The organism is Dryocola sp. LX212 (assembly GCA_041504365.1).
Lineage (GTDB): Bacteria > Pseudomonadota > Gammaproteobacteria > Enterobacterales > Enterobacteriaceae > Dryocola.
In genome coordinates this window covers 1891617-1909798 of record CP167917.1, presented here as the reverse complement: position 1 = coordinate 1909798, position 18182 = coordinate 1891617, and the positions used below count along the sequence as shown (strand labels likewise).

Sequence of the window (18182 nt, the reverse complement as noted above, 5' to 3'; positions counted from 1 at the left end):
TTACAGGATCTCGATCATCGGTCGTCCCGCACGGGCGGTTTTCAGTTCGCCTATGGCGGTAAGTTTGATGCCATTTTTCTCTGCCACGGCGGCAACGGCCCGTTCGGCATCTTCACGAACGGCCAGCAGCAGCCCGCCGGAGGTCTGGGGGTCGCAAAGCAGATCGCGATGCGCATCGGACATCTCTCCCATCAGGTGGCCATAGCTGGCGAAGTTACGACCGGTGCCGCCCGGCACGCAGCCCTGGGCGATGTACGCTTCGACATCCGGCAGTTTTGGCACCTTATCGAACCACACCTCCGCCTGAACGCCCGCCCCCTGACACATTTCACTGAGGTGGCCCAGCAGCCCGAAGCCGGTCACGTCCGTCATCGCCGTAACGCCTTCGATGTCGGCAAACTCCGCGCCGGGCTTGTTGAGCTGGCACATCACTTCGGCGGCAAGGCCATAATGTTCGGGTTTGAGCAGGGATTTTTTCTCAGCGGTGGTCAGCACGCCAATGCCCAGCGGCTTGGTGAGATAGAGCTTGCAGCCCGCTTCCGCCGAGCTGTTTTTCTTCACGCGGTCTGTCGGCACAATGCCGGTAACAGCAAGGCCAAAAATCGGCTCCGGTGCGTCGATGGAATGCCCACCCGCCAGGGAAATCCCCGCCTGCTGGCAGACAAAACGTCCGCCTTCAATGACTTTACGGGCGATTTCCGGTGCGAGGGTATTCACAGGCCAGCCAAGAATAGCAATCGCCATAATCGGTTTGCCGCCCATGGCGTAGATATCGCTGATGGCGTTTGTCGCCGCGATGCGCCCGAAGTCAAACGGGTCATCCACGATTGGCATAAAGAAGTCAGTGGTGCTGATGACACAGGTACCGTTGCCCAGATCGTAAACCGCCGCGTCGTCGCTGGTTTCGTTCCCCACCAGCAGGTTCGGGTCGACAAACTTCGCCTGCTCCGACTGCAGAATAGTTTGCAGCACCTTCGGGGAAATTTTACAGCCGCATCCGGCACCGTGGCTGTACTGCGTTAAACGAACGGTTTGCTCACTCATGGACATCTCCTGTCATTGGCAATCGCTCTATGTTAGCGCTCAAATCAAGGAGTAGTAAGTGTGTGTGTCTGAATTGCGCTGCTTTCGCTCACAATCCAGACAGCTTTGCGTTAATTGCTCAGAAATGCCGCACGAATGGTGTGGTATCCGGCACGGAAATGGTAGTGGAGGCTTTCAGCTGCGGGGTGCCCAGATAGAGGAAGCCGACAACCTCGTCCTGCTCGCGGCAGTGAAGAGCTTCGCGAACCGCTTCGCTTTCGGTCCACAGCCCGGTGCGCCATATACCGTTAAAGCCCTGGGCCACCGCGGCCATCTGCATCGCCATGACGGCACAGCCCGCAGAGACAACCTGCTCCCAGACCGGAACTTTGTGCTCGTCATCGCAGTGGGCGACTACGGCCAGGATCAGTGGCGCACGGAACGGCGCGGTGCGCGCTTTCTCTATACCCTTCTCGTCCAACTCTTCGGCAACGGCGGCGGCTTCCAGCACTTTACTGAACCGTTCGCGGCCCTCGCCTTCAATCACGATGAAGCGCCACGGCTTTAATGTGCCGTGATCGGGCGCACGCATACCGGCGCGGAAAATGTTTTCCAGCGTTTCACCCGCCGGGGCTGGCTCGCTCAGTCGTGAGGCGCTGCGGCGATTTAGCAGTAGTTCGAGTGCATCCATTAGGTAACTCCTGTAGTGATTTTCATTCACAAAATTAACACGCCCGTGCTTTTTGTTACAGCGCCGGGCCGAATTCCTGCTGACTTTTGTCCGAGGGCTATTTAGGATAGCGGTCACTTTGGCTGTCATTCTGGACAGTCCTGGATTCAGACGGCGACGGAGAAGACATGCGTACCCTGGGGCGTTTTATTGCCGGTTTTTTCAAGTGGACATGGCGTCTGCTTAATTTCATCCGAGAATTCATTCTCAATATGTTCCTGATCCTGCTGGTGCTGGTTGGCGTCGGCATCTGGCTGCAGGTGAGCAGCACCTCTTCCGAGCCGTCCCGCGGCGCGCTACTGCTGGATATTACCGGCGTGGTGGTCGATAAGCCGTCGGTGAACAATAAGCTCGGCGTCATTGGCCGCCAGCTGCTCGGGGCCAGCTCCGACCGTCTGCAGGAAAATTCCCTGTTTGATATCGTGGATGCGATTCGCCAGGCGAAAGACGACCGCAATATCACCGGCATCGTGCTGGATCTGAAAGAATTCGCCGGGGCAGATCAGCCTTCGATGCAGTATATCGGCAAAGCACTGCGCGAGTTCCGCGACAGCGGTAAACCGGTCTACGCCACGGGCGACAGCTACAACCAGAGCCAGTATTACCTCGCCAGCTTCGCCAATAAAATCTGGTTGTCGCCGCAGGGTATGGTCGACCTGCACGGGTTTGCTACCAACTCGCTCTACTACAAATCCCTGCTGGATAAGCTGAAAGTCTCCACGCATATCTTCCGTGTGGGCACCTACAAATCAGCCGTTGAGCCTTATATTCGTGATGATATGTCCCCTGCCGCCCGCGAGGCGGACAGCCGCTGGATTGGCGAGCTGTGGCAGAATTATATCGGTACTATCGCCGCTAACCGCCAGATCACCCCTGAGCAGGCGTTCCCAGGGGCGCAGGGCCTGCTGGATAACCTGACTAAACTCGGTGGCGATACGGCGAAATACGCGCTGAACAGTAAACTGGTTGATGAGCTGGCGTCCGGCGCTACCGTCGACAAAGCGCTGATCAAGCAGTTCGGCTGGAGCAAAGAGAACAAAGACTTCAGCTACACCAGCATGTACGACTATCAGGTGAAGAAAGCGCCTGACCAGGGCGGCTCCATCGCGGTGATCTTCGCCAACGGCGCCATCATGGACGGCGAAGAAACGCCGGGCCAGGTCGGCGGCGACACCACTGCGATGCAAATTCGCGAAGCGCGCCTGGATCCAAAAGTGAAAGCCATTGTCCTTCGCGTTAACAGCCCTGGCGGTAGCGTATCCGCCTCAGAGGTTATCCGCGAAGAGCTAGCCGCAGCGCGTGAGGCGGGTAAACCTATCGTTGTTTCTATGGGCGGCATGGCGGCCTCAGGCGGCTACTGGATTTCAACGCCTGCGAACTACATCGTGGCTAACCCAAGCACTCTGACTGGTTCAATCGGGATCTTTGGCGTGATTAACACCGTGGAGAACTCCCTGGACAGCATTGGCGTGCATACCGACGGCGTGTCAACGTCGCCGCTGGCAGACGTTGCGGTCACCAAAGCGCTGCCGCCGGAAGTCGGGCAAATGATGCAGCTGACCATTGAAAACGGCTACAAACGCTTTATCGGCCTGGTCGCCGAGTCCCGTAAGAAAACCCCAGAGCAAATCGACCAGATAGCCCAGGGCCACGTCTGGACCGGTCAGGACGCGAAAGCTAACGGCCTGGTGGACAGCCTTGGCGACTTCGACGACGCCGTTGCCAAAGCGGCCGAGCTGGCGAAGCTGAAAAGCTGGCATCTGGACTTCTGGCAGGATGACCCGAGCTTCGTGGACATGGTGTTTAACAGCATGAACGGCTCAGTGCGCGCCATGCTGCCGGAGGCGATTCAGGCTTATCTGCCTGCCCCGTTGGCGAACGCAGCGCTGGCGGTGAAAGCGCAGAACGACAAGTTCGGCACCCTGAACGATCCGCAAAACCGCTACGCCTTCTGCCTCACCTGCGGAGATGTAAGGTAAGCATTAATTTCAGCCCGGCAATCGCCGGGCTGATTTTTTCCCACCAGCCCCTTATACTGCGCCCCATAATGTAAAAAGCCCTGAGTCCACTCATGCAAAAAAAATCCATCTACGTTGCCTATACCGGCGGTACCATCGGTATGCAGCGCTCCGAACACGGCTATATTCCGGTCTCCGGCCATCTCCAGCGCCAGCTGGCGCTGATGCCTGAATTTCATCGCCAGGAGATGCCCGACTTCACCATTCATGAATACCAGCCGCTGATGGACTCCTCGGACATGACGCCGGAAGACTGGCAGCATATCGCCGACGACATTAAAGCCCATTACGACGAGTACGACGGCTTCGTGATCCTGCACGGTACGGACACCATGGCGTTCACCGCCTCGGCCCTGTCGTTTATGCTGGAGAACCTCAGCAAGCCGGTTATCGTCACCGGATCGCAAATCCCGCTGGCGGAGCTGCGTTCCGACGGGCAGATCAATCTGTTGAACTCTCTGTACGTGGCGGCCAATTTCCCGATCAACGAAGTGACGCTGTTCTTCAATAACCGTCTCTATCGCGGGAACCGCACCACCAAAGCCCATGCCGACGGTTTTGACGCCTTCGCCTCCCCGAACCTCGCTCCGCTGCTGGAAGCAGGCATTCATATTCGCCGTCTTAATACCCCCGCTGCGCCGCACGGTGAGGGTGAGCTAATCGTTCACCCTATTACGCCGCAGCCGATTGGCGTGGTGACCATTTATCCTGGGATTTCCGCCGACGTGGTGGGTAACTTCCTGCGCCAGCCGGTCAAAGCTCTGATCCTTCGCTCCTACGGCGTGGGCAATGCGCCCCAGCACGGCGCGTTTCTGAAAGAGCTTCAGGAAGCTTGCTCGCGGGGCATTGTGGTGGTTAACCTGACCCAGTGCATGTCCGGAAAGGTGAATATGGGCGGTTACGCTACGGGCAACGCGCTGGCCCAGGCGGGAGTGATTAGCGGCTATGATATGACGGTGGAAGCCACGCTGACTAAACTGCACTATCTGCTTAGCCAGGGGCTGGACGTACAAGCCATCCGCGAAGCAATGTCCTGCAACCTGCGTGGCGAACTGACGCCGGACGAGTGAGGAGAGCCTATGAATAAGCGTGCATTGTTACTGGTCGATTTGCAGAATGATTTCTGCGCGGGCGGCGCGCTGGCCGTGCCGGAAGGCGACAGCACCATCGACGTGGCTAACGCGATGATCGATTACGCGAAAGCCCGTGGCGAACTGGTTATCGCCTCCCAGGACTGGCATCCGGCGAACCACGGCAGCTTTGCCAGCGTGCAGGCCACAGAGCCGTATACGCAGGGCGAACTGGACGGCTATCCCCAGACCTGGTGGCCGGATCACTGTATCCAGAACGGCGATGGCGCGGCCCTTCATCCGCTGTTGAACGCGGAAAGCATCGATGCAATCTTTCACAAGGGTGAAAACCCTGCCATCGACAGCTACAGCGCATTTTTTGATAACGGTCGCCGTCAGAAAACGGGCCTCGATGCCTGGCTGCGCGAGCGCGGCGTTTCAGCGCTGGCTATACTTGGCCTCGCCACCGACTACTGTGTGAAATTCACGGTGCTGGACGCGCTCGATCTCGGATACGAGGTCACGGTCATTACCGATGGCTGCCGTGGCGTGAACATCTCCCCGCAGGACAGCCTGCTCGCCTTTCAGGATATGTCCGCCGCGGGCGCGGGGCTGATGACCCTCTCTGATTTCTTCTGCCAGTAAATTATGGGCGCAGCCGCGCCCGGTTACTTTTCGACGCCGCTCTCATTTTTAACTTTCTTTCCTCGCGCTTGAATGAGAGCGCTCTCATAATAATCTTGCTTATTTATTCAGCGCTTTAGCTGATTTTAACCTGCTCGTTGTGGATCCCCGATGTGAGCAGGTTTTCCTGTATTGCCCGTCAAAGAGGAACCGCTATGAAATTCACGCGCAAGCTGCTGCCGCTGCTGGCAGTCATGCAACTCGTCTGGGCCAGCGCGGCCCAGGCAGAAAACTATCTTTCCGTCGGCTACTTCAACGGCGGCGGCGACGTTACCGCCGGTCCCGGCGGCGATATCGACAAGCTTGACGTCCGTCAGATAACCCACCTTAATTACTCGTTTGGACTGATTTATAACAACGAGAAAGGCGAAACCAACGTCGCCCTGAAGGATGCCGCGAAGCTGCACCAGATCTTGCTGTCGCCAAAAGTGATGTCCGATCTGCAAAAAGTGCCGCAGCTGCGTAATCAGAACCCGCAGCTGAAGGTCCTGCTGTCGGTCGGAGGCTGGGGCGCCCGGGGCTTCTCCGGTGCGGCCGCCACGCCGGAAAGCCGGGCAGTGTTTATCAGGTCCGCACAGGACGTCATTAATCAATATGGCCTGGATGGCATCGATCTGGACTGGGAGTACCCGATTAATGGCGCTTGGGGGCTGGTGGACGCAACCAAAGCCGACCGCGACAACTTCACCGCCCTGCTCAACGAGCTGCGCCAGGCTTTAGGCAAACAAAAACTACTGACCATCGCCGTCGGGGCCAACGTACAGAGCCCTAAAGAGTGGGTCGACGTGAAGGCCATTGCGCCCGCGCTGGACTACATCAACCTGATGACCTACGACATGGCGTACGGCACGCAGTATTTCAACTCTAATCTGTTCGATTCGAAAGCCTGGCCGACCGTCGCCGCTGCGGATAAATACAGCGCTGATTTCGTGGTAAACAACTATCTGGCCGCTGGTCTGAAGCCTTCGCAGATGAATCTGGGGATTGGCTTCTATGGTCGCGTACCCAAACGCGCCACGGAGCCTGGCATTGACTGGGACAAGGCTGATGCCGCCAAACATCCGGTTACCCAGCCCTGGTTCGGCGCACCAGAAAGGGCTGTTTTCTCTGCATTCGGATTAGACCTCACCAAAGACAGCTACTTCAAGTACAACGACATCGTCAGCAAACTGCTCAACGATCCGCAGAAGCGCTTTACCGAGCGGTGGGATGACGACGCAAAAGTCCCTTACCTGACCATGAAGTCTGCCGACGGCAAAGATCTGTTTGCTATCTCATACGAGAATCCAAAATCGGTGGCAATTAAAGGCGAGTACATCAAGAGTAAAGGTTTAGGTGGTGCGATGTTCTGGGAGTATGGCGCGGACGATAATAATCAGCTGGCGAAGCAGCTTGCGGAAACGCTGGGGATTAAGACAAAACACTGACCGTTAAACTAAACCCTCTCCGCTTCGGGAGAGGGTTTAAACACTTGGGGGATTCATCCACCTATAAAACGCTACAGCTTTACCGTCACAATCGGCGCAGGCTCAATGCCGAATTCCGCCTTCAGCTGCTGCTTGCTCTTCATCACGATGTTGCCGTCGGTGCCGATGGTCATATGCTGCGGATCGCTGTTATGGCGTGTCTGCCACATCATCACCAGCTGCATGCTGTTCTCTTTCTGTTCCGGAGTCAGCACCACGCCGTCCGGCCATTTTCCCGTTTCAACGGCGGTCATCAGCCGCTGATACACTTCCGGGGTCATCGATGCCAACATTTCGTCCAGATTCATCATGATTTACGCTTCCTGTGGAATAATTTGCTGAATCGATTCTTCAACCTTCAGTCTGCTCGCCGTTTTCCTCGTCGGTGAAGCTCAGCGAGGCGGAGTTGACGCAGTAGCGCTCACCCGTAGGCTGCGGGCCGTCGGGGAAAACGTGTCCCAGGTGCGCTTCACAGTTTCCACAGCGAATTTCGACCCGCTCCATGCCGTGGGAAAAGTCTTTGATGTAGGTGATAGCCGTCTCGCTGACCGGCTCGTAGAAGCTGGGCCAGCCGCAGCCCGAGTCATATTTCGAGTCGGACATAAACAGCGGCGCGTCGCAGACCAGGCAGTGGTAAACGCCTTCCCGCTTGTTGTGCAGCAGCCGCCCGGAAAATGGCGGCTCGGTGCCATGTTTCTGGGTAACGTAAAACTGCATCTCATTGAGATTTTTCTTCGCTGAATCAGGAGGTAATTGGTTAGCCATGGGCGTAGCTCTCATGCGGTTGCAACTGTTACTGATAACAGTATGATTCTAACAAAAAATTAACAACACCGCGCGGCTTTTTGATCTAAACTTAGCCCTGAATTTCTGGCCCGGCATCATATGTGATCGCAGTCACATTTTTGTTTCTGATGCCCTTTAAAATGCTCAAAACTGCCCCCATGTGCTTAGAAGCTCAAAGGGAAACGTGAAGCGGTTTTATCGTACAATTGCTGCTCCGATGATTGATTTGTCGCAATGATTGACACGATTCCGCTTGACGCTGCGTAAGGTTTTTGTAATTTTACAGCCAACCTTTTATTCACTAACAAATAGCTGGTGGAATATATGACTATCAAAGTAGGTATCAACGGTTTTGGCCGTATCGGCCGTATTGTTTTCCGTGCTGCTCAGGAACGTTCTGACATCGAAATCGTTGCAATCAACGATCTGTTAGACGCAGACTACATGGCTTACATGCTGAAGTACGACTCCACTCACGGTCGTTTCAACGGTACTGTAGAAGTGAAAGACGGCCACCTGGTTGTTAACGGCAAAACTATCCGTGTTACCGCAGAACGTGACCCGGCTAACCTGAAGTGGAACGAAGTCAACGTTGACGTTGTTGCAGAAGCAACGGGTCTGTTCCTGACTGACGAAACTGCTCGTAAGCACATCACTGCTGGCGCTAAGAAAGTTGTTCTGACTGGTCCTTCTAAAGACAAAACGCCAATGTTCGTTAAAGGCGCTAACTTCGATAAGTACGAAGGTCAGGACATCGTTTCTAACGCATCTTGCACCACTAACTGCCTGGCTCCACTGGCTAAAGTTATCAACGACAACTTCGGTATCGTTGAAGGTCTGATGACTACCGTTCACGCAACCACCGCAACTCAGAAAACTGTTGATGGCCCGTCTCACAAAGACTGGCGCGGCGGCCGCGGCGCAGCTCAGAACATCATCCCTTCTTCTACCGGTGCTGCTAAAGCTGTAGGCGTTGTTCTGCCAGAGCTGAACGGCAAAATCACCGGTATGGCGTTCCGCGTTCCAACTCCAAACGTGTCTGTTGTTGACCTGACCGTTCGTCTGGAAAAAGCAGCGTCTTACGAAGAAATCAAGAAAGCAATCAAAGCGGCTTCTGAAGGCCCAATGAAAGGCGTTCTGGGTTACACCGAAGACGACGTTGTTTCTACTGACTTCAACGGCGAAATCTGCACTTCCGTGTTCGATGCTAAAGCTGGTATCGCACTGAACGACAACTTCGTGAAACTGGTTTCCTGGTACGACAACGAAACTGGCTACTCAAACAAAGTACTGGACCTGATTGCCCACATCTCTAAATAAGTTGAGATGAGCAGTTGATTCCATAAGGGCGACCATCACGGTCGCCTTTTTTTTTCGCTTTCGATATATAGGTTGAGTCAATGATTAGTAAAATTTTTGCCCTTCCGGTTATTGAACAGATCGCTCCGGTTCTCTCACTTCGCAAGCAGGATGAGCTGGACGTGATTGTTGTCGACCATCCACAGGTTCGCGCATCCGTGGCTTTACAGGGGGCGCATCTGCTCTCCTGGCAGCCAGCGGGTGAGGAAGAAGTACTGTGGCTGAGCGACATCACGCCGTTTAAACACGGCAAGGCCCTGCGCGGCGGCGTGCCGATTTGCTGGCCGTGGTTTGGCCCGGCAGAACAGAAAGATCTGCCAGCGCACGGTTTCGCCCGTAATCTGCCGTGGACGCTGAGCGCCCATAACGAAGATGAAAACGGCGTGTCGCTGACCTTTGAGCTGCAAAACAGCGAAGAGAGCCGCAAACTGTGGCCGCACGACTTTACGCTGTATGCGCGTTTCAGACTCGGTAAAACCTGCGAAATGGAGCTGGAAGCACACGGTGAGTTCGAAACAACCGCAGCCCTGCATACCTATTTCACCGTCGGTGATATCAGCGCGGTTAAGGTCAGCGGCCTCGGCAAGGCCTACATCGATAAAGTGCTGGACGGCGCGAAAGGCGAGCTGACCGACGGCGTGCAGACCTTCCCGGACCGAACCGACCGCCTCTACCTTGAGGCAGACGACTGCAGCGTGATCCACGACGCCAGCATGAAACGCACCATCGACGTTGTGCACCATCATCAGAGCAACGTTGTGGGCTGGAACCCGGGCCCTGCGCTGTCCGTTTCGATGGGCGATATGCCGGATGACGGCTACAAAACCTTTGTCTGCGTTGAAACCGCGTGCGTGACAACGTCACAAAAGGCCACCGCTGACAAACCTTCTCGCCTGGCGGCCACGCTGCGCATCGCGAAGAAGAGCTAGACCATATCTAACGGCGTTTTGCGGCCCGGCGCCGGGAACGCCTTTTCCATCACCGCCAGTTCATCTTTGCTTAGTTCAACCGCCAGCGCCGCGGCATTCTCCCGCACGTGTTCGGTGCTTCCCGCTTTGGGGATTGCCATCACGCCCTCGTGGCTGATTACCCAGGCTAGCAGAAGCTGCGCCATAGTAACGCCCTTCTCCGCCGCCAGTTCGTTGAGGCGGGAGTGATTAAACAACCCGTTACGCAGGCGGCCTGCCTGGGCCAGCGGGCAATAGGCCATGACCGGGATAGCGTGCTGCTGGCACCACGGCAGTAAATCATGCTCGATACCGCGTGAAGCCAGATGATAGAGCACCTGATTAGTCGCGCACTCACCCCCGCCCTCAATGCCCAGCAATTCCTGCATATCGTCGGCGTCCAGATTTGACACGCCCCAGCGGCGGATTTTGCCCTGCTGCTTTAGCTTTTCCATCGCGACGACGGTTTCTTCAAGCGGGATATCGCCGCGCCAGTGGAGAAGATAGAGGTCGAGATAGTCGGTCTTCAGGCGTTTGAGGCTAGCCTCGCAGGCCGCAGCTGCCCGTTGCCCGCCCGCGTTCCAGGGATACACTTTTGACACCAGAAAAACGTCGTCGCGGCGTCCGGCCATGGCCTCACCAACAACCAGCTCCGCGCCACCGTCGGCATACATTTCCGCCGTGTCGATCAGCCGCAGGCCCAGATCGATGCCCGTTTGCAGCGCACGGACTTCATCCGCCCGTTTCGACGGTTCAACACCCATATACCACGTTCCCTGGCCGATAGCCGGTAACGCCGGAGCATGAGGAAAGAGAATTTGTTTTGTCATGACGCCTCCTTATTCGGTTGCACCACCATAATGCAAACGGGGCGAAAGCGCCCCGTGATAATACACAGATGCACCATCAGAAACTGTAGGTAATCCCGGTGAGGAGCACCCCGGTCCACTGCTTCTCAATCATCGGGCTATCCGTGACCTCATCGGCCAGGCGGATATAGCGGCCCATGCCGAAGACGTTCCAGCTGTCCGTCAGCTTATAGTTCACGGAAAGCTCCACGTATGGCGACCAGCTGTCGTCCGGATCGTACGAACGCAATCCGCTGCGGCTGGACTCTTTCTTGCTTATGCCATAGTAGTATTCATTCTGATTTTCGCTGCTCCACTGCACGCCGATGCCCGGCGTCAGCGTCAGACGATCGGTGTTATAGCGGTACAGCCACGCCATATCCCAGTTGATACCGTTACTGTTACCCAGCATGTCGCCTGCCAGCACGGTGCGCAGGAAACCATAATCGGTGTTGTGGACGTAGGATAGCCCGCCCATCATCGTCGATTTACGGCTGTCGAGCGAACGCATGCTGCTGTAGTTGCTGTCTTTCGGTTTGAAGTGCAGTGAATCGTAGTAAACGATCGCTGCGAGCTTGTCGACCTTGTCATTCCACAGGTAATAGCCGGCGTTAAAGCCGCGCAGGAAGAAGTCTTCTCCTTCATAACCAATCATGGGTACCGGATAAACCCGGTCCTGATCGCCTTTATACGGATTCGGGGTCACCAGCACTGCGGCGCCTAACGACCACGGGCCTTCGGCATGGGCTGCCGTAAAAGATGAGGCAATCAAAGCCCCTAATGCCAGAATTTTGAATTTGCTCACAATCCATTAAGTCCTTTAATCAAATAATCAGCGCTGGCAGTTTAACCGCCTCCGCCGCGTATCCCAAATTTTTTACCGATCATTGTTAACATTCAAACCACATACCATCACGGATGAACATGACGACGGGCTGTCAGTTTTGTGACGCCTGTATGAAAGCGCTTAGCCTTTGCGCAGATATATTAGGATGAGTTATTGATAAGTCATTGAAATTGGACCGCGGCCGTATGCAAGTTTTGCAAATGCCATCTACGCTTTATTTTAAGAAGGTGAATTACTCTGACGACAGTCCCACAAGCACCATGACAGAGAAGTTGGCATAAGGGTTGCTGTACTCAGAATACGTCTTCCGGGAGCCCCCATTACTATTACCTTCGGCTCTCTAACCTGTGCTAAAAACGAAAGGACGGCATGCCATGAATATATTCGATCACTATCGCCAGCGTTATGAAGCTGCCAAGGACGAAGAGTTCACACTGCAGGAATTTCTTGCCATCTGTAAGCAAGATCGCAGTGCCTATGCCAACGCGGCAGAAAGGCTATTGATGGCCATCGGTGAGCCAGTGATGGTGGACACTGCCACGGAGCCACGTCTATCCCGTCTCTTTTCGAACCGGGTTATCTCCCGCTACCCGGCATTTGAAGAGTTCTATGGCATGGAAGAAGCCATTGAACAGATTGTTGCTTACCTGAAACACGCAGCCCAGGGCCTGGAAGAGAAGAAACAGATCCTGTATCTGCTGGGGCCGGTGGGTGGCGGTAAGTCTTCACTTGCCGAGCGTCTGAAAGCGCTGATGCAGCGGGTGCCTATTTATACCCTTAGCGCCAACGGCGAGCGCAGCCCGGTGAATGACCACCCGCTATGCCTGTTTAACCCTCAGGAAGATGCGTCGATTCTTGAAAAAGAATATGGCGTGCCTAACCGCTACCTCGGCACCATTATGTCGCCGTGGGCGGCAAAACGTTTGCAGGAGTTCGGCGGGGATATCACTAAATTCCGCGTCGTAAAAGTCTGGCCGTCAATTCTCGCGCAGATTGCCATTGCCAAAACCGAGCCGGGCGACGAGAACAACCAGGATATCTCAGCGCTGGTCGGTAAGGTGGACATTCGCAAGCTTGAAAACCATGCGCAGAATGACCCGGATGCCTACGGTTACTCAGGCGCGCTGTGCCGGGCAAACCAGGGCATCATGGAATTCGTCGAGATGTTCAAAGCGCCGATTAAAGTGCTCCATCCGCTGCTAACCGCAACCCAGGAGGGGAACTACAACGGCACCGAGGGGATCTCCGCCCTGCCGTTCAACGGCATTATCCTGGCACACTCCAACGAATCAGAATGGGTGACTTTCCGAAATAACAAAAACAATGAGGCGTTCCTTGACCGCGTGTACATCGTCAAAGTGCCTTATTGCCTGCGCATCTCCGAAGAGATCAAAATCTACGAGAAGCTGCTTAAACACAGCGAGCTGTCCCATGCGCCTTGCGCCCCGGGCACGCTGGAAACCCTGTCACGCTTCTCCATTCTGTCGCGTCTGAAAGAGCCGGAAAACTCCAGCATTTACTCCAAAATGCGGGTGTACGACGGTGAAAGCCTGAAGGACACCGATCCGAAAGCGAAATCCTACCAGGAGTATCGCGATTACGCCGGTGTGGATGAAGGTATGAATGGGCTGTCGACGCGCTTCGCGTTTAAGATCCTCTCTCGCGTGTTCAACTTTGACCATGTGGAAGTGGCGGCTAACCCGGTGCACCTGTTCTACGTTCTGGAACAGCAGATTGAGCGCGAGCAGTTCCCTCAGGATATCGCCGAGAAATATCTTGAACACCTGAAAGGCTATCTGATCCCTAAATACGCCGAATTTATCGGCAAAGAGATCCAGACGGCGTACCTGGAATCCTACTCAGAGTATGGGCAAAACATCTTCGACCGTTATGTGACCTATGCTGACTTCTGGATCCAGGATCAGGAGTACCGCGACCCGGATACCGGCCAGCTGTTTGACCGTGAATCCCTGAATGCGGAACTGGAAAAAATTGAAAAACCAGCCGGCATCAGCAACCCGAAAGATTTCCGTAATGAAATCGTTAACTTCGTGCTGCGCGCCCGCGCCCACAATAATGGTCGTAACCCTAACTGGACCAGCTACGAGAAGCTGCGCACGGTCATCGAGAAGAAAATGTTCTCGAATACCGAAGAGCTTCTGCCCGTTATCTCGTTCAACGCCAAAACCTCGACCGACGAGCAGAAGAAACACGATGACTTTGTCGATCGTATGATGGAGAAAGGCTACACCCGTAAACAGGTCCGTCTGCTGTGCGAATGGTATCTGCGGGTGCGCAAATCTTCATAAACGTCTTAAGTCACCACCGGGTGCCACAGCCGTGGCACCCCTGCGCAGTTGGCAAAGAAGTTTGGGGGAACTATGGCCTATTTTATTGACAGGCGACTGAACGGCAAAAACAAGAGCGCGGTTAACCGCCAGCGCTTCCTGCGCCGTTACAAAGCGCAAATCAAACAGTCGATTTCCGGGGCCATCAACAAGCGTTCGGTCACCGACGTCGACAGCGGCGAATCTGTATCCATCCCCAGTGAAGATATCAGCGAACCGATGTTTCACCAGGGACGAGGCGGACTGCGCCATCGCGTCCATCCCGGCAACGATCATTTTGTGCAAAACGACCGCATCGAACGCCCGCAGGGCGGCGGTGGTGGCGGTGGTGCCGGGCAGGGCCAGGCAAGTCAGGATGGTGAAGGGCAGGATGAGTTTGTATTTCAGATCTCAAAAGATGAGTACCTCGACCTGCTGTTTGAGGATCTCGCCCTGCCCAACCTGAAGAAAAATCAGCACCGGCAGCTCAACGAGTTCAAAACGCACCGTGCCGGGTACACGTCCAACGGCGTGCCGGCCAATATCGCCGTGGTGCGCTCGCTGCAAAACTCACTAGCGCGGCGTACGGCAATGACGGCTGGTAAGCGTCGGGCGCTGCATGAGCTTGAAGACAGCCTGGAGATCGTCAGCAAAAGCGAGCCCGCACGGCTGCTGGAGGAAGAACGGCTGCGCAACGAAATCGCCGAACTGCGCGAGAAAATCAAGCGCGTGCCGTTTATCGATACTTTCGATCTGCGTTATAAAAACTACGAAAAGCGTGCCGAACCGTCGAGCCAGGCCGTAATGTTCTGTCTGATGGACGTCTCCGGCTCCATGGACCAGGCGACGAAGGACATGGCAAAGCGTTTTTACATCCTGCTCTATCTGTTCCTGAGCCGGACCTATAAAAACGTCGAGGTGGTCTATATCCGCCACCACACCCAGGCAAAAGAGGTGGACGAGCACGAGTTCTTCTATTCACAGGAAACCGGCGGCACCATTGTGTCGAGCGCCCTGAAGCTGATGGATGAAGTCGTGAAAGAGAGGTATGACCCGGCGCAGTGGAACATCTATGCCGCGCAGGCTTCGGACGGCGATAACTGGGCCGATGACTCCCCGCTGTGCCATGAGATCCTGGCGAAGAAACTGCTGCCGGTGGTGCGTTATTACAGCTACATCGAAATCACCCGTCGCGCGCACCAGACGCTGTGGCGCGAGTACGAGAATTTACAGTCAACGTTCGATAACTTCGCCATGCAGCACATCCGTGACCAGGACGATATCTATCCTGTGTTCAGGGAGCTGTTCCAGAAGCAGACTTCAGAATCTCATAACTAACTAATCAAATCAGCCAGTTAAAATAAAACCCTGGCTGATTTCTTTCTTTATCAATAGCTTATTCATGTTCAGAAAAGTCGCTGTGGGTTTCTGCGCCCTTTAATAAGCCTTCTCTTCATGGCTGCGTATCACCGCAGTCGCGCAGTCGGTCAAAAACACCGATGTAAAGGTGCAGAAGCACCTTTATGGCATCCTGCATACTTCCTCTTTTCAGTTAAAGTTAATTTTTCAATAATCCCACGCTTGTGGAAGGAATAGAGATAACTCTTCATTCTGAAAATGTTGCAAATCAATCAACTTTGATAAAAATAAGGATAAATGTAATATTCGTGTCATTTAAAATTAAATAAAAACGCTCTGTTAATAAGATCTCATTTAGCTTATCAATATAGGGTGCTTTCTCCAGCAGGTGAGAAATGCATTTGGAACATCGCTGCCTGAAGTCGCTTACCTGCCATTTGATGCAGACTGAACAGCCAAGGCGGTCGGTGTTTCATCTTATGAGAAATATTGCGAACTATTTAGAATACAGTTTCACCTAAATAATTCAGATTTAAGATTAGGAGTAATACTATGAAAAAAATGATTTTAACGCTTGTCCTGACTACCGCTACGTTTTCTGCATTTGCCAACCATCCGATTGCACGAACTACCGCAGTGGCATCCGCCGATCATCCTGTAGCGGTCGCTGCGGCTACTGGTGAAGGAAACAATCCTGTGGCCCGAACCGCCGCAGTAGCATCAGCCGATCATCCTGTAGCGGTCGCTGCAGCTACCGGTGACGGGCATCATCCTGTTGCCCGCGCTACCGTTGTAGCAAACTCTGATCACCCTGTCGCAGCGGCAGCCGTCACCGGTAACTAAGGGTATTCCTTCCCGGCTTATAAGGTCGGGAAGTCTTCTCCTACATTAATAAAACGCTTCACTAAAACGTCACCATAATGATTGTTAAAACTTAAATTCTATACATTAGGATTTAGTGATGTGTTTCATGATATGCCATCAATGTTTCACTGCAAACCGTAGGCTGGGTGTTTCCTTATTTAGCTGATTAATTAACCCGTTAAACCCTTCCTCATTACCTGACGATAGTCAAGCTTAGATATTACTCCTATGCAATCGCAGCGAGAAGCAATCCACCATCAGTCTGTCCGAAATATCTTTGAATGGCACTTTAGACAGGTCCGAAGAACTCACATCCCTGACGTGTCGTTCAAGCTTGATTTCTCTAAGCGAATTGAATTTTCTGAATTTATGAAAAGATAACCATCATCAGCGCGCCCGCGCGTTGATGATGGTTATATTACTGAGGCTACTTAGGTACGCGAAGCACCTGGCCAGGATAGATTTTATCCGGACTTTTCAGCATCGGCTTATTGGCTTCAAAAATCTTGTTGTACTGATTCGCATCGCCGTAAACCTGCTTTGAGATAGCGCTTAGCGTATCGCCTGATTTCACGGTGTAGTACTGGCTTTCTTCTGCAGCATCTTGCACCGTAACGTTGTCTTCAACGCCGGCAATTCCCTCTACGTTGCCGACGGCAATCAGGATCTTCTCTTTTGCTTCCTGACTTAACCCATCCCCGGTGACCACCGCCTTTCCGTTTTCTACCTTAACGTCAACTTTATCGGCGTCCTGTAGCCCTGTTTTCTTCAGATGCTCTTTAAGAAGTTCATTTTGATCCGCGGCGTGCGCCGTGCCGGTGACCGCGTGGAGTATCTTTTCACCTGCTTCCTTCACGAAACTGATTAAACCCATACATCCTCCCGTTCTGGTTGAAATACAGAATAGCGAAAACTTACGGGGTTAAGTTTAGCAGAGGCCTGAGCGGGTCGAGGAGAATGCCCGTTTAAGAGCCGTTTCCACTCTGGAAAGGGTTGTTACCAGCGATAGCGATCGAGTAGCAATACCGATGCCACCAGCGTGGAGATCATCGCGATAAAAGCACCGGTAATGTAAAGCACCTCGTAAAACAGCGGATCGTTCATCTCACTCTCCCACGTCAGGCCTGATTTGTCGGGCCGCAGGAGCAAGTAATATCAGCTTTCTGTTGCATATTTATGATGTAGGCCGCCGTCCGAGCTGGGCATTCGGTCACTTGCACAAATAGACGCTGCGCGGTGAAAAAGCGAAGCGAAATTAAAGCGCGACAGGTAGAGTGTTTATCAACAATAAAAAAAACACCTTCCCTTTGTTTTGCAAGGAAATGCCATGATCTTCGACTCAACGTTACTTATTTTACTTGGCCTCGCGGCCCTCGGGTTCGCCAGCCATAATACTACCGTTGCGGTTTCCATACTGGTGCTGATCATCGTGCGGGTCACGCCGCTCAGCCAGTTCTTCCCGTGGATTGAAAAACAGGGTCTTACCGTCGGGATAATCATTCTCACCATCGGCGTGATGGCCCCCATCGCCAGCGGCACCCTCCCCGCCAGCACGCTGCTACACTCCTTTACCAACTGGAAGTCGGTCGTCGCCATTATCGTCGGCGTTGCCGTCTCCTGGCTCGGCGGCCGGGGCGTTACGCTGATGAGCAGCCAGCCGACGCTGGTAGCGGGCCTGCTGGTCGGCACCGTGCTGGGCGTGGCCCTGTTCCGGGGCGTGCCCGTTGGCCCGCTGATTGCCGCAGGACTGGTCTCGCTGGTTATTGGTAAGCAGTAGCCCGGTGAAGGTCATAATGGCCGCCGGGTAGATCGGAACCCGGCGGTTAACCTGTTCCGCGACCGTAGTCAGCACGG

The 18182-nt window shown here is 54.3% G+C and carries 18 protein-coding genes and 1 pseudogene; 10 read left to right on the top strand and 9 right to left on the bottom strand.

Features of this window, described 5'->3' with window-relative positions:
• Both selD and ACA108_09220 read right to left on the bottom strand, forming a co-directional pair.
• A complete protein-coding gene (selD, locus tag ACA108_09225) occupies positions 1-1044 on the bottom strand; it encodes a selenide, water dikinase SelD (GenBank protein ID XEX97651.1) in 1044 nt (347 codons plus the stop codon).
• A 118-nt stretch (positions 1045-1162) separates the two neighbouring features.
• Positions 1163-1714 (bottom strand): NAD(P)H nitroreductase, encoded by a 552-nt coding sequence (locus tag ACA108_09220; GenBank protein XEX97650.1) that lies wholly within the window; start codon positions 1712-1714, stop codon positions 1163-1165.
• A gap of 167 nt (positions 1715-1881) precedes the next feature.
• Here ACA108_09220 and sppA point away from each other — a divergent pair, with 167 nt between their 5' ends.
• The 4 genes from sppA to ACA108_09200 all read left to right on the top strand — a co-directional run bounded on the left by sppA (position 1882) and on the right by ACA108_09200 (position 6952).
• Positions 1882-3732, top strand: a complete 1851-nt coding sequence (gene sppA / locus ACA108_09215; GenBank protein XEX97649.1) for a signal peptide peptidase SppA — start codon at positions 1882-1884, stop codon at positions 3730-3732.
• Between the two features lie 92 nt (positions 3733-3824).
• On the top strand, positions 3825-4841 hold the full coding sequence (gene ansA / locus ACA108_09210; GenBank protein XEX97648.1) for an asparaginase: 1017 nt from the start codon (positions 3825-3827) through the stop codon (positions 4839-4841).
• A gap of 9 nt (positions 4842-4850) precedes the next feature.
• The gene (pncA, locus tag ACA108_09205; GenBank protein ID XEX97647.1) at positions 4851-5486 is read left to right on the top strand and encodes a bifunctional nicotinamidase/pyrazinamidase; all 636 of its coding nucleotides are present in this window, start codon (positions 4851-4853) and stop codon (positions 5484-5486) included.
• Between the two features lie 194 nt (positions 5487-5680).
• On the top strand, positions 5681-6952 hold the full coding sequence (locus tag ACA108_09200) for a glycoside hydrolase family 18 protein (GenBank protein ID XEX97646.1): 1272 nt from the start codon (positions 5681-5683) through the stop codon (positions 6950-6952).
• 71 nt (positions 6953-7023) lie between these two features.
• Here ACA108_09200 and ACA108_09195 read toward each other — a convergent pair whose 3' ends face one another.
• On the bottom strand, positions 7024-7299 hold the full coding sequence (locus ACA108_09195; protein XEX98063.1) for a YeaC family protein: 276 nt from the start codon (positions 7297-7299) through the stop codon (positions 7024-7026).
• 43 nt (positions 7300-7342) lie between these two features.
• A complete protein-coding gene (msrB, locus tag ACA108_09190) occupies positions 7343-7756 on the bottom strand; it encodes a peptide-methionine (R)-S-oxide reductase MsrB (GenBank protein XEX97645.1) in 414 nt (137 codons plus the stop codon).
• Positions 7757-8101: 345 nt separating this feature from the next.
• Here msrB and gapA point away from each other — a divergent pair, with 345 nt between their 5' ends.
• Positions 8102-9097, top strand: coding sequence for a glyceraldehyde-3-phosphate dehydrogenase (gapA, locus tag ACA108_09185; GenBank protein XEX97644.1), 996 nt, complete (start codon positions 8102-8104; stop codon positions 9095-9097).
• Positions 9098-9177: 80 nt separating this feature from the next.
• Complete coding sequence (locus tag ACA108_09180; GenBank protein XEX97643.1) at positions 9178-10065, top strand: D-hexose-6-phosphate mutarotase; 888 nt, start codon at positions 9178-9180, stop codon at positions 10063-10065.
• Here the strand turns inward: ACA108_09180 and ACA108_09175 are convergent.
• Together ACA108_09175 and ACA108_09170 are read right to left on the bottom strand one after the other, a co-directional pair.
• Positions 10062-10913 carry an aldo/keto reductase gene (locus ACA108_09175; GenBank protein ID XEX97642.1) on the bottom strand — a complete coding sequence of 284 codons (852 nt, stop codon included), beginning with the start codon at positions 10911-10913 and terminating at the stop codon, positions 10062-10064. The two genes, ACA108_09180 and ACA108_09175, sit on opposite strands and share 4 nt — an antisense overlap.
• 76 nt (positions 10914-10989) lie before the next feature.
• Entirely contained in the window at positions 10990-11736 is a 747-nt protein-coding gene (locus tag ACA108_09170) for a MipA/OmpV family protein (GenBank protein ID XEX97641.1), read from the bottom strand.
• A 416-nt stretch (positions 11737-12152) separates the two neighbouring features.
• On the opposite strand from ACA108_09170, the gene yeaG reads away from it, so the two are divergent.
• The 3 genes from yeaG to ACA108_09155 all read left to right on the top strand — a co-directional run bounded on the left by yeaG (position 12153) and on the right by ACA108_09155 (position 16307).
• A complete protein-coding gene (yeaG, locus tag ACA108_09165; protein XEX97640.1) occupies positions 12153-14087 on the top strand; it encodes a protein kinase YeaG in 1935 nt (644 codons plus the stop codon).
• Positions 14088-14159: 72 nt separating this feature from the next.
• A complete protein-coding gene (locus ACA108_09160) occupies positions 14160-15443 on the top strand; it encodes a YeaH/YhbH family protein (protein XEX97639.1) in 1284 nt (427 codons plus the stop codon).
• Positions 15444-16016: 573 nt separating this feature from the next.
• The gene (locus ACA108_09155; GenBank protein XEX97638.1) at positions 16017-16307 is read left to right on the top strand and encodes a hypothetical protein; all 291 of its coding nucleotides are present in this window, start codon (positions 16017-16019) and stop codon (positions 16305-16307) included.
• Positions 16308-16755: 448 nt separating this feature from the next.
• Here the strand turns inward: ACA108_09155 and lysM are convergent, their stop codons facing one another.
• Complete coding sequence (gene lysM / locus ACA108_09150) at positions 16756-17202, bottom strand: peptidoglycan-binding protein LysM (protein XEX97637.1); 447 nt, start codon at positions 17200-17202, stop codon at positions 16756-16758.
• Between the two features lie 122 nt (positions 17203-17324).
• Entirely contained in the window at positions 17325-17432 is a 108-nt protein-coding gene (yoaI, locus tag ACA108_09145) for a small membrane protein YoaI (GenBank protein XEX97636.1), read from the bottom strand.
• Between the two features lie 226 nt (positions 17433-17658).
• On the opposite strand from yoaI, the gene ACA108_09140 reads away from it, so the two are divergent.
• Positions 17659-18105, top strand: coding sequence for a DUF441 domain-containing protein (locus ACA108_09140; protein XEX98062.1), 447 nt, complete (start codon positions 17659-17661; stop codon positions 18103-18105).
• Here ACA108_09140 and ACA108_09135 read toward each other — a convergent pair.
• Positions 18100-18177 (bottom strand): annotated as a pseudogene (locus ACA108_09135) (amino acid ABC transporter permease). The gene ACA108_09140 and the pseudogene ACA108_09135 sit on opposite strands and share 6 nt — an antisense overlap.
• Positions 18178-18182 lie beyond the last annotated feature (5 nt).

Excerpts from the sequence above, each read along its gene's own strand:
- selD (XEX97651.1), bottom strand. The coding sequence starts at position 1,044 with ATGAGTGAGCAAACCGTTCGTTTAACGCAGTACAGCCACGGTGCCGGA.
- ACA108_09220 (XEX97650.1), bottom strand. The coding sequence starts at position 1,714 with ATGGATGCACTCGAACTACTGCTAAATCGCCGCAGCGCCTCACGACTG.
- sppA (XEX97649.1), top strand. The coding sequence starts at position 1,882 with ATGCGTACCCTGGGGCGTTTTATTGCCGGTTTTTTCAAGTGGACATGG.
- ansA (XEX97648.1), top strand. The coding sequence starts at position 3,825 with ATGCAAAAAAAATCCATCTACGTTGCCTATACCGGCGGTACCATCGGT.
- pncA (XEX97647.1), top strand. The coding sequence starts at position 4,851 with ATGAATAAGCGTGCATTGTTACTGGTCGATTTGCAGAATGATTTCTGC.
- ACA108_09200 (XEX97646.1), top strand. The coding sequence starts at position 5,681 with ATGAAATTCACGCGCAAGCTGCTGCCGCTGCTGGCAGTCATGCAACTC.
- ACA108_09195 (XEX98063.1), bottom strand. The coding sequence starts at position 7,299 with ATGAATCTGGACGAAATGTTGGCATCGATGACCCCGGAAGTGTATCAG.
- msrB (XEX97645.1), bottom strand. The coding sequence starts at position 7,756 with ATGGCTAACCAATTACCTCCTGATTCAGCGAAGAAAAATCTCAATGAG.
- gapA (XEX97644.1), top strand. The coding sequence starts at position 8,102 with ATGACTATCAAAGTAGGTATCAACGGTTTTGGCCGTATCGGCCGTATT.
- ACA108_09180 (XEX97643.1), top strand. The coding sequence starts at position 9,178 with ATGATTAGTAAAATTTTTGCCCTTCCGGTTATTGAACAGATCGCTCCG.
- ACA108_09175 (XEX97642.1), bottom strand. The coding sequence starts at position 10,913 with ATGACAAAACAAATTCTCTTTCCTCATGCTCCGGCGTTACCGGCTATC.
- yeaG (XEX97640.1), top strand. The coding sequence starts at position 12,153 with ATGAATATATTCGATCACTATCGCCAGCGTTATGAAGCTGCCAAGGAC.
- ACA108_09160 (XEX97639.1), top strand. The coding sequence starts at position 14,160 with ATGGCCTATTTTATTGACAGGCGACTGAACGGCAAAAACAAGAGCGCG.
- ACA108_09155 (XEX97638.1), top strand. The coding sequence starts at position 16,017 with ATGAAAAAAATGATTTTAACGCTTGTCCTGACTACCGCTACGTTTTCT.
- lysM (XEX97637.1), bottom strand. The coding sequence starts at position 17,202 with ATGGGTTTAATCAGTTTCGTGAAGGAAGCAGGTGAAAAGATACTCCAC.
- yoaI (XEX97636.1), bottom strand. The coding sequence starts at position 17,432 with ATGAACGATCCGCTGTTTTACGAGGTGCTTTACATTACCGGTGCTTTT.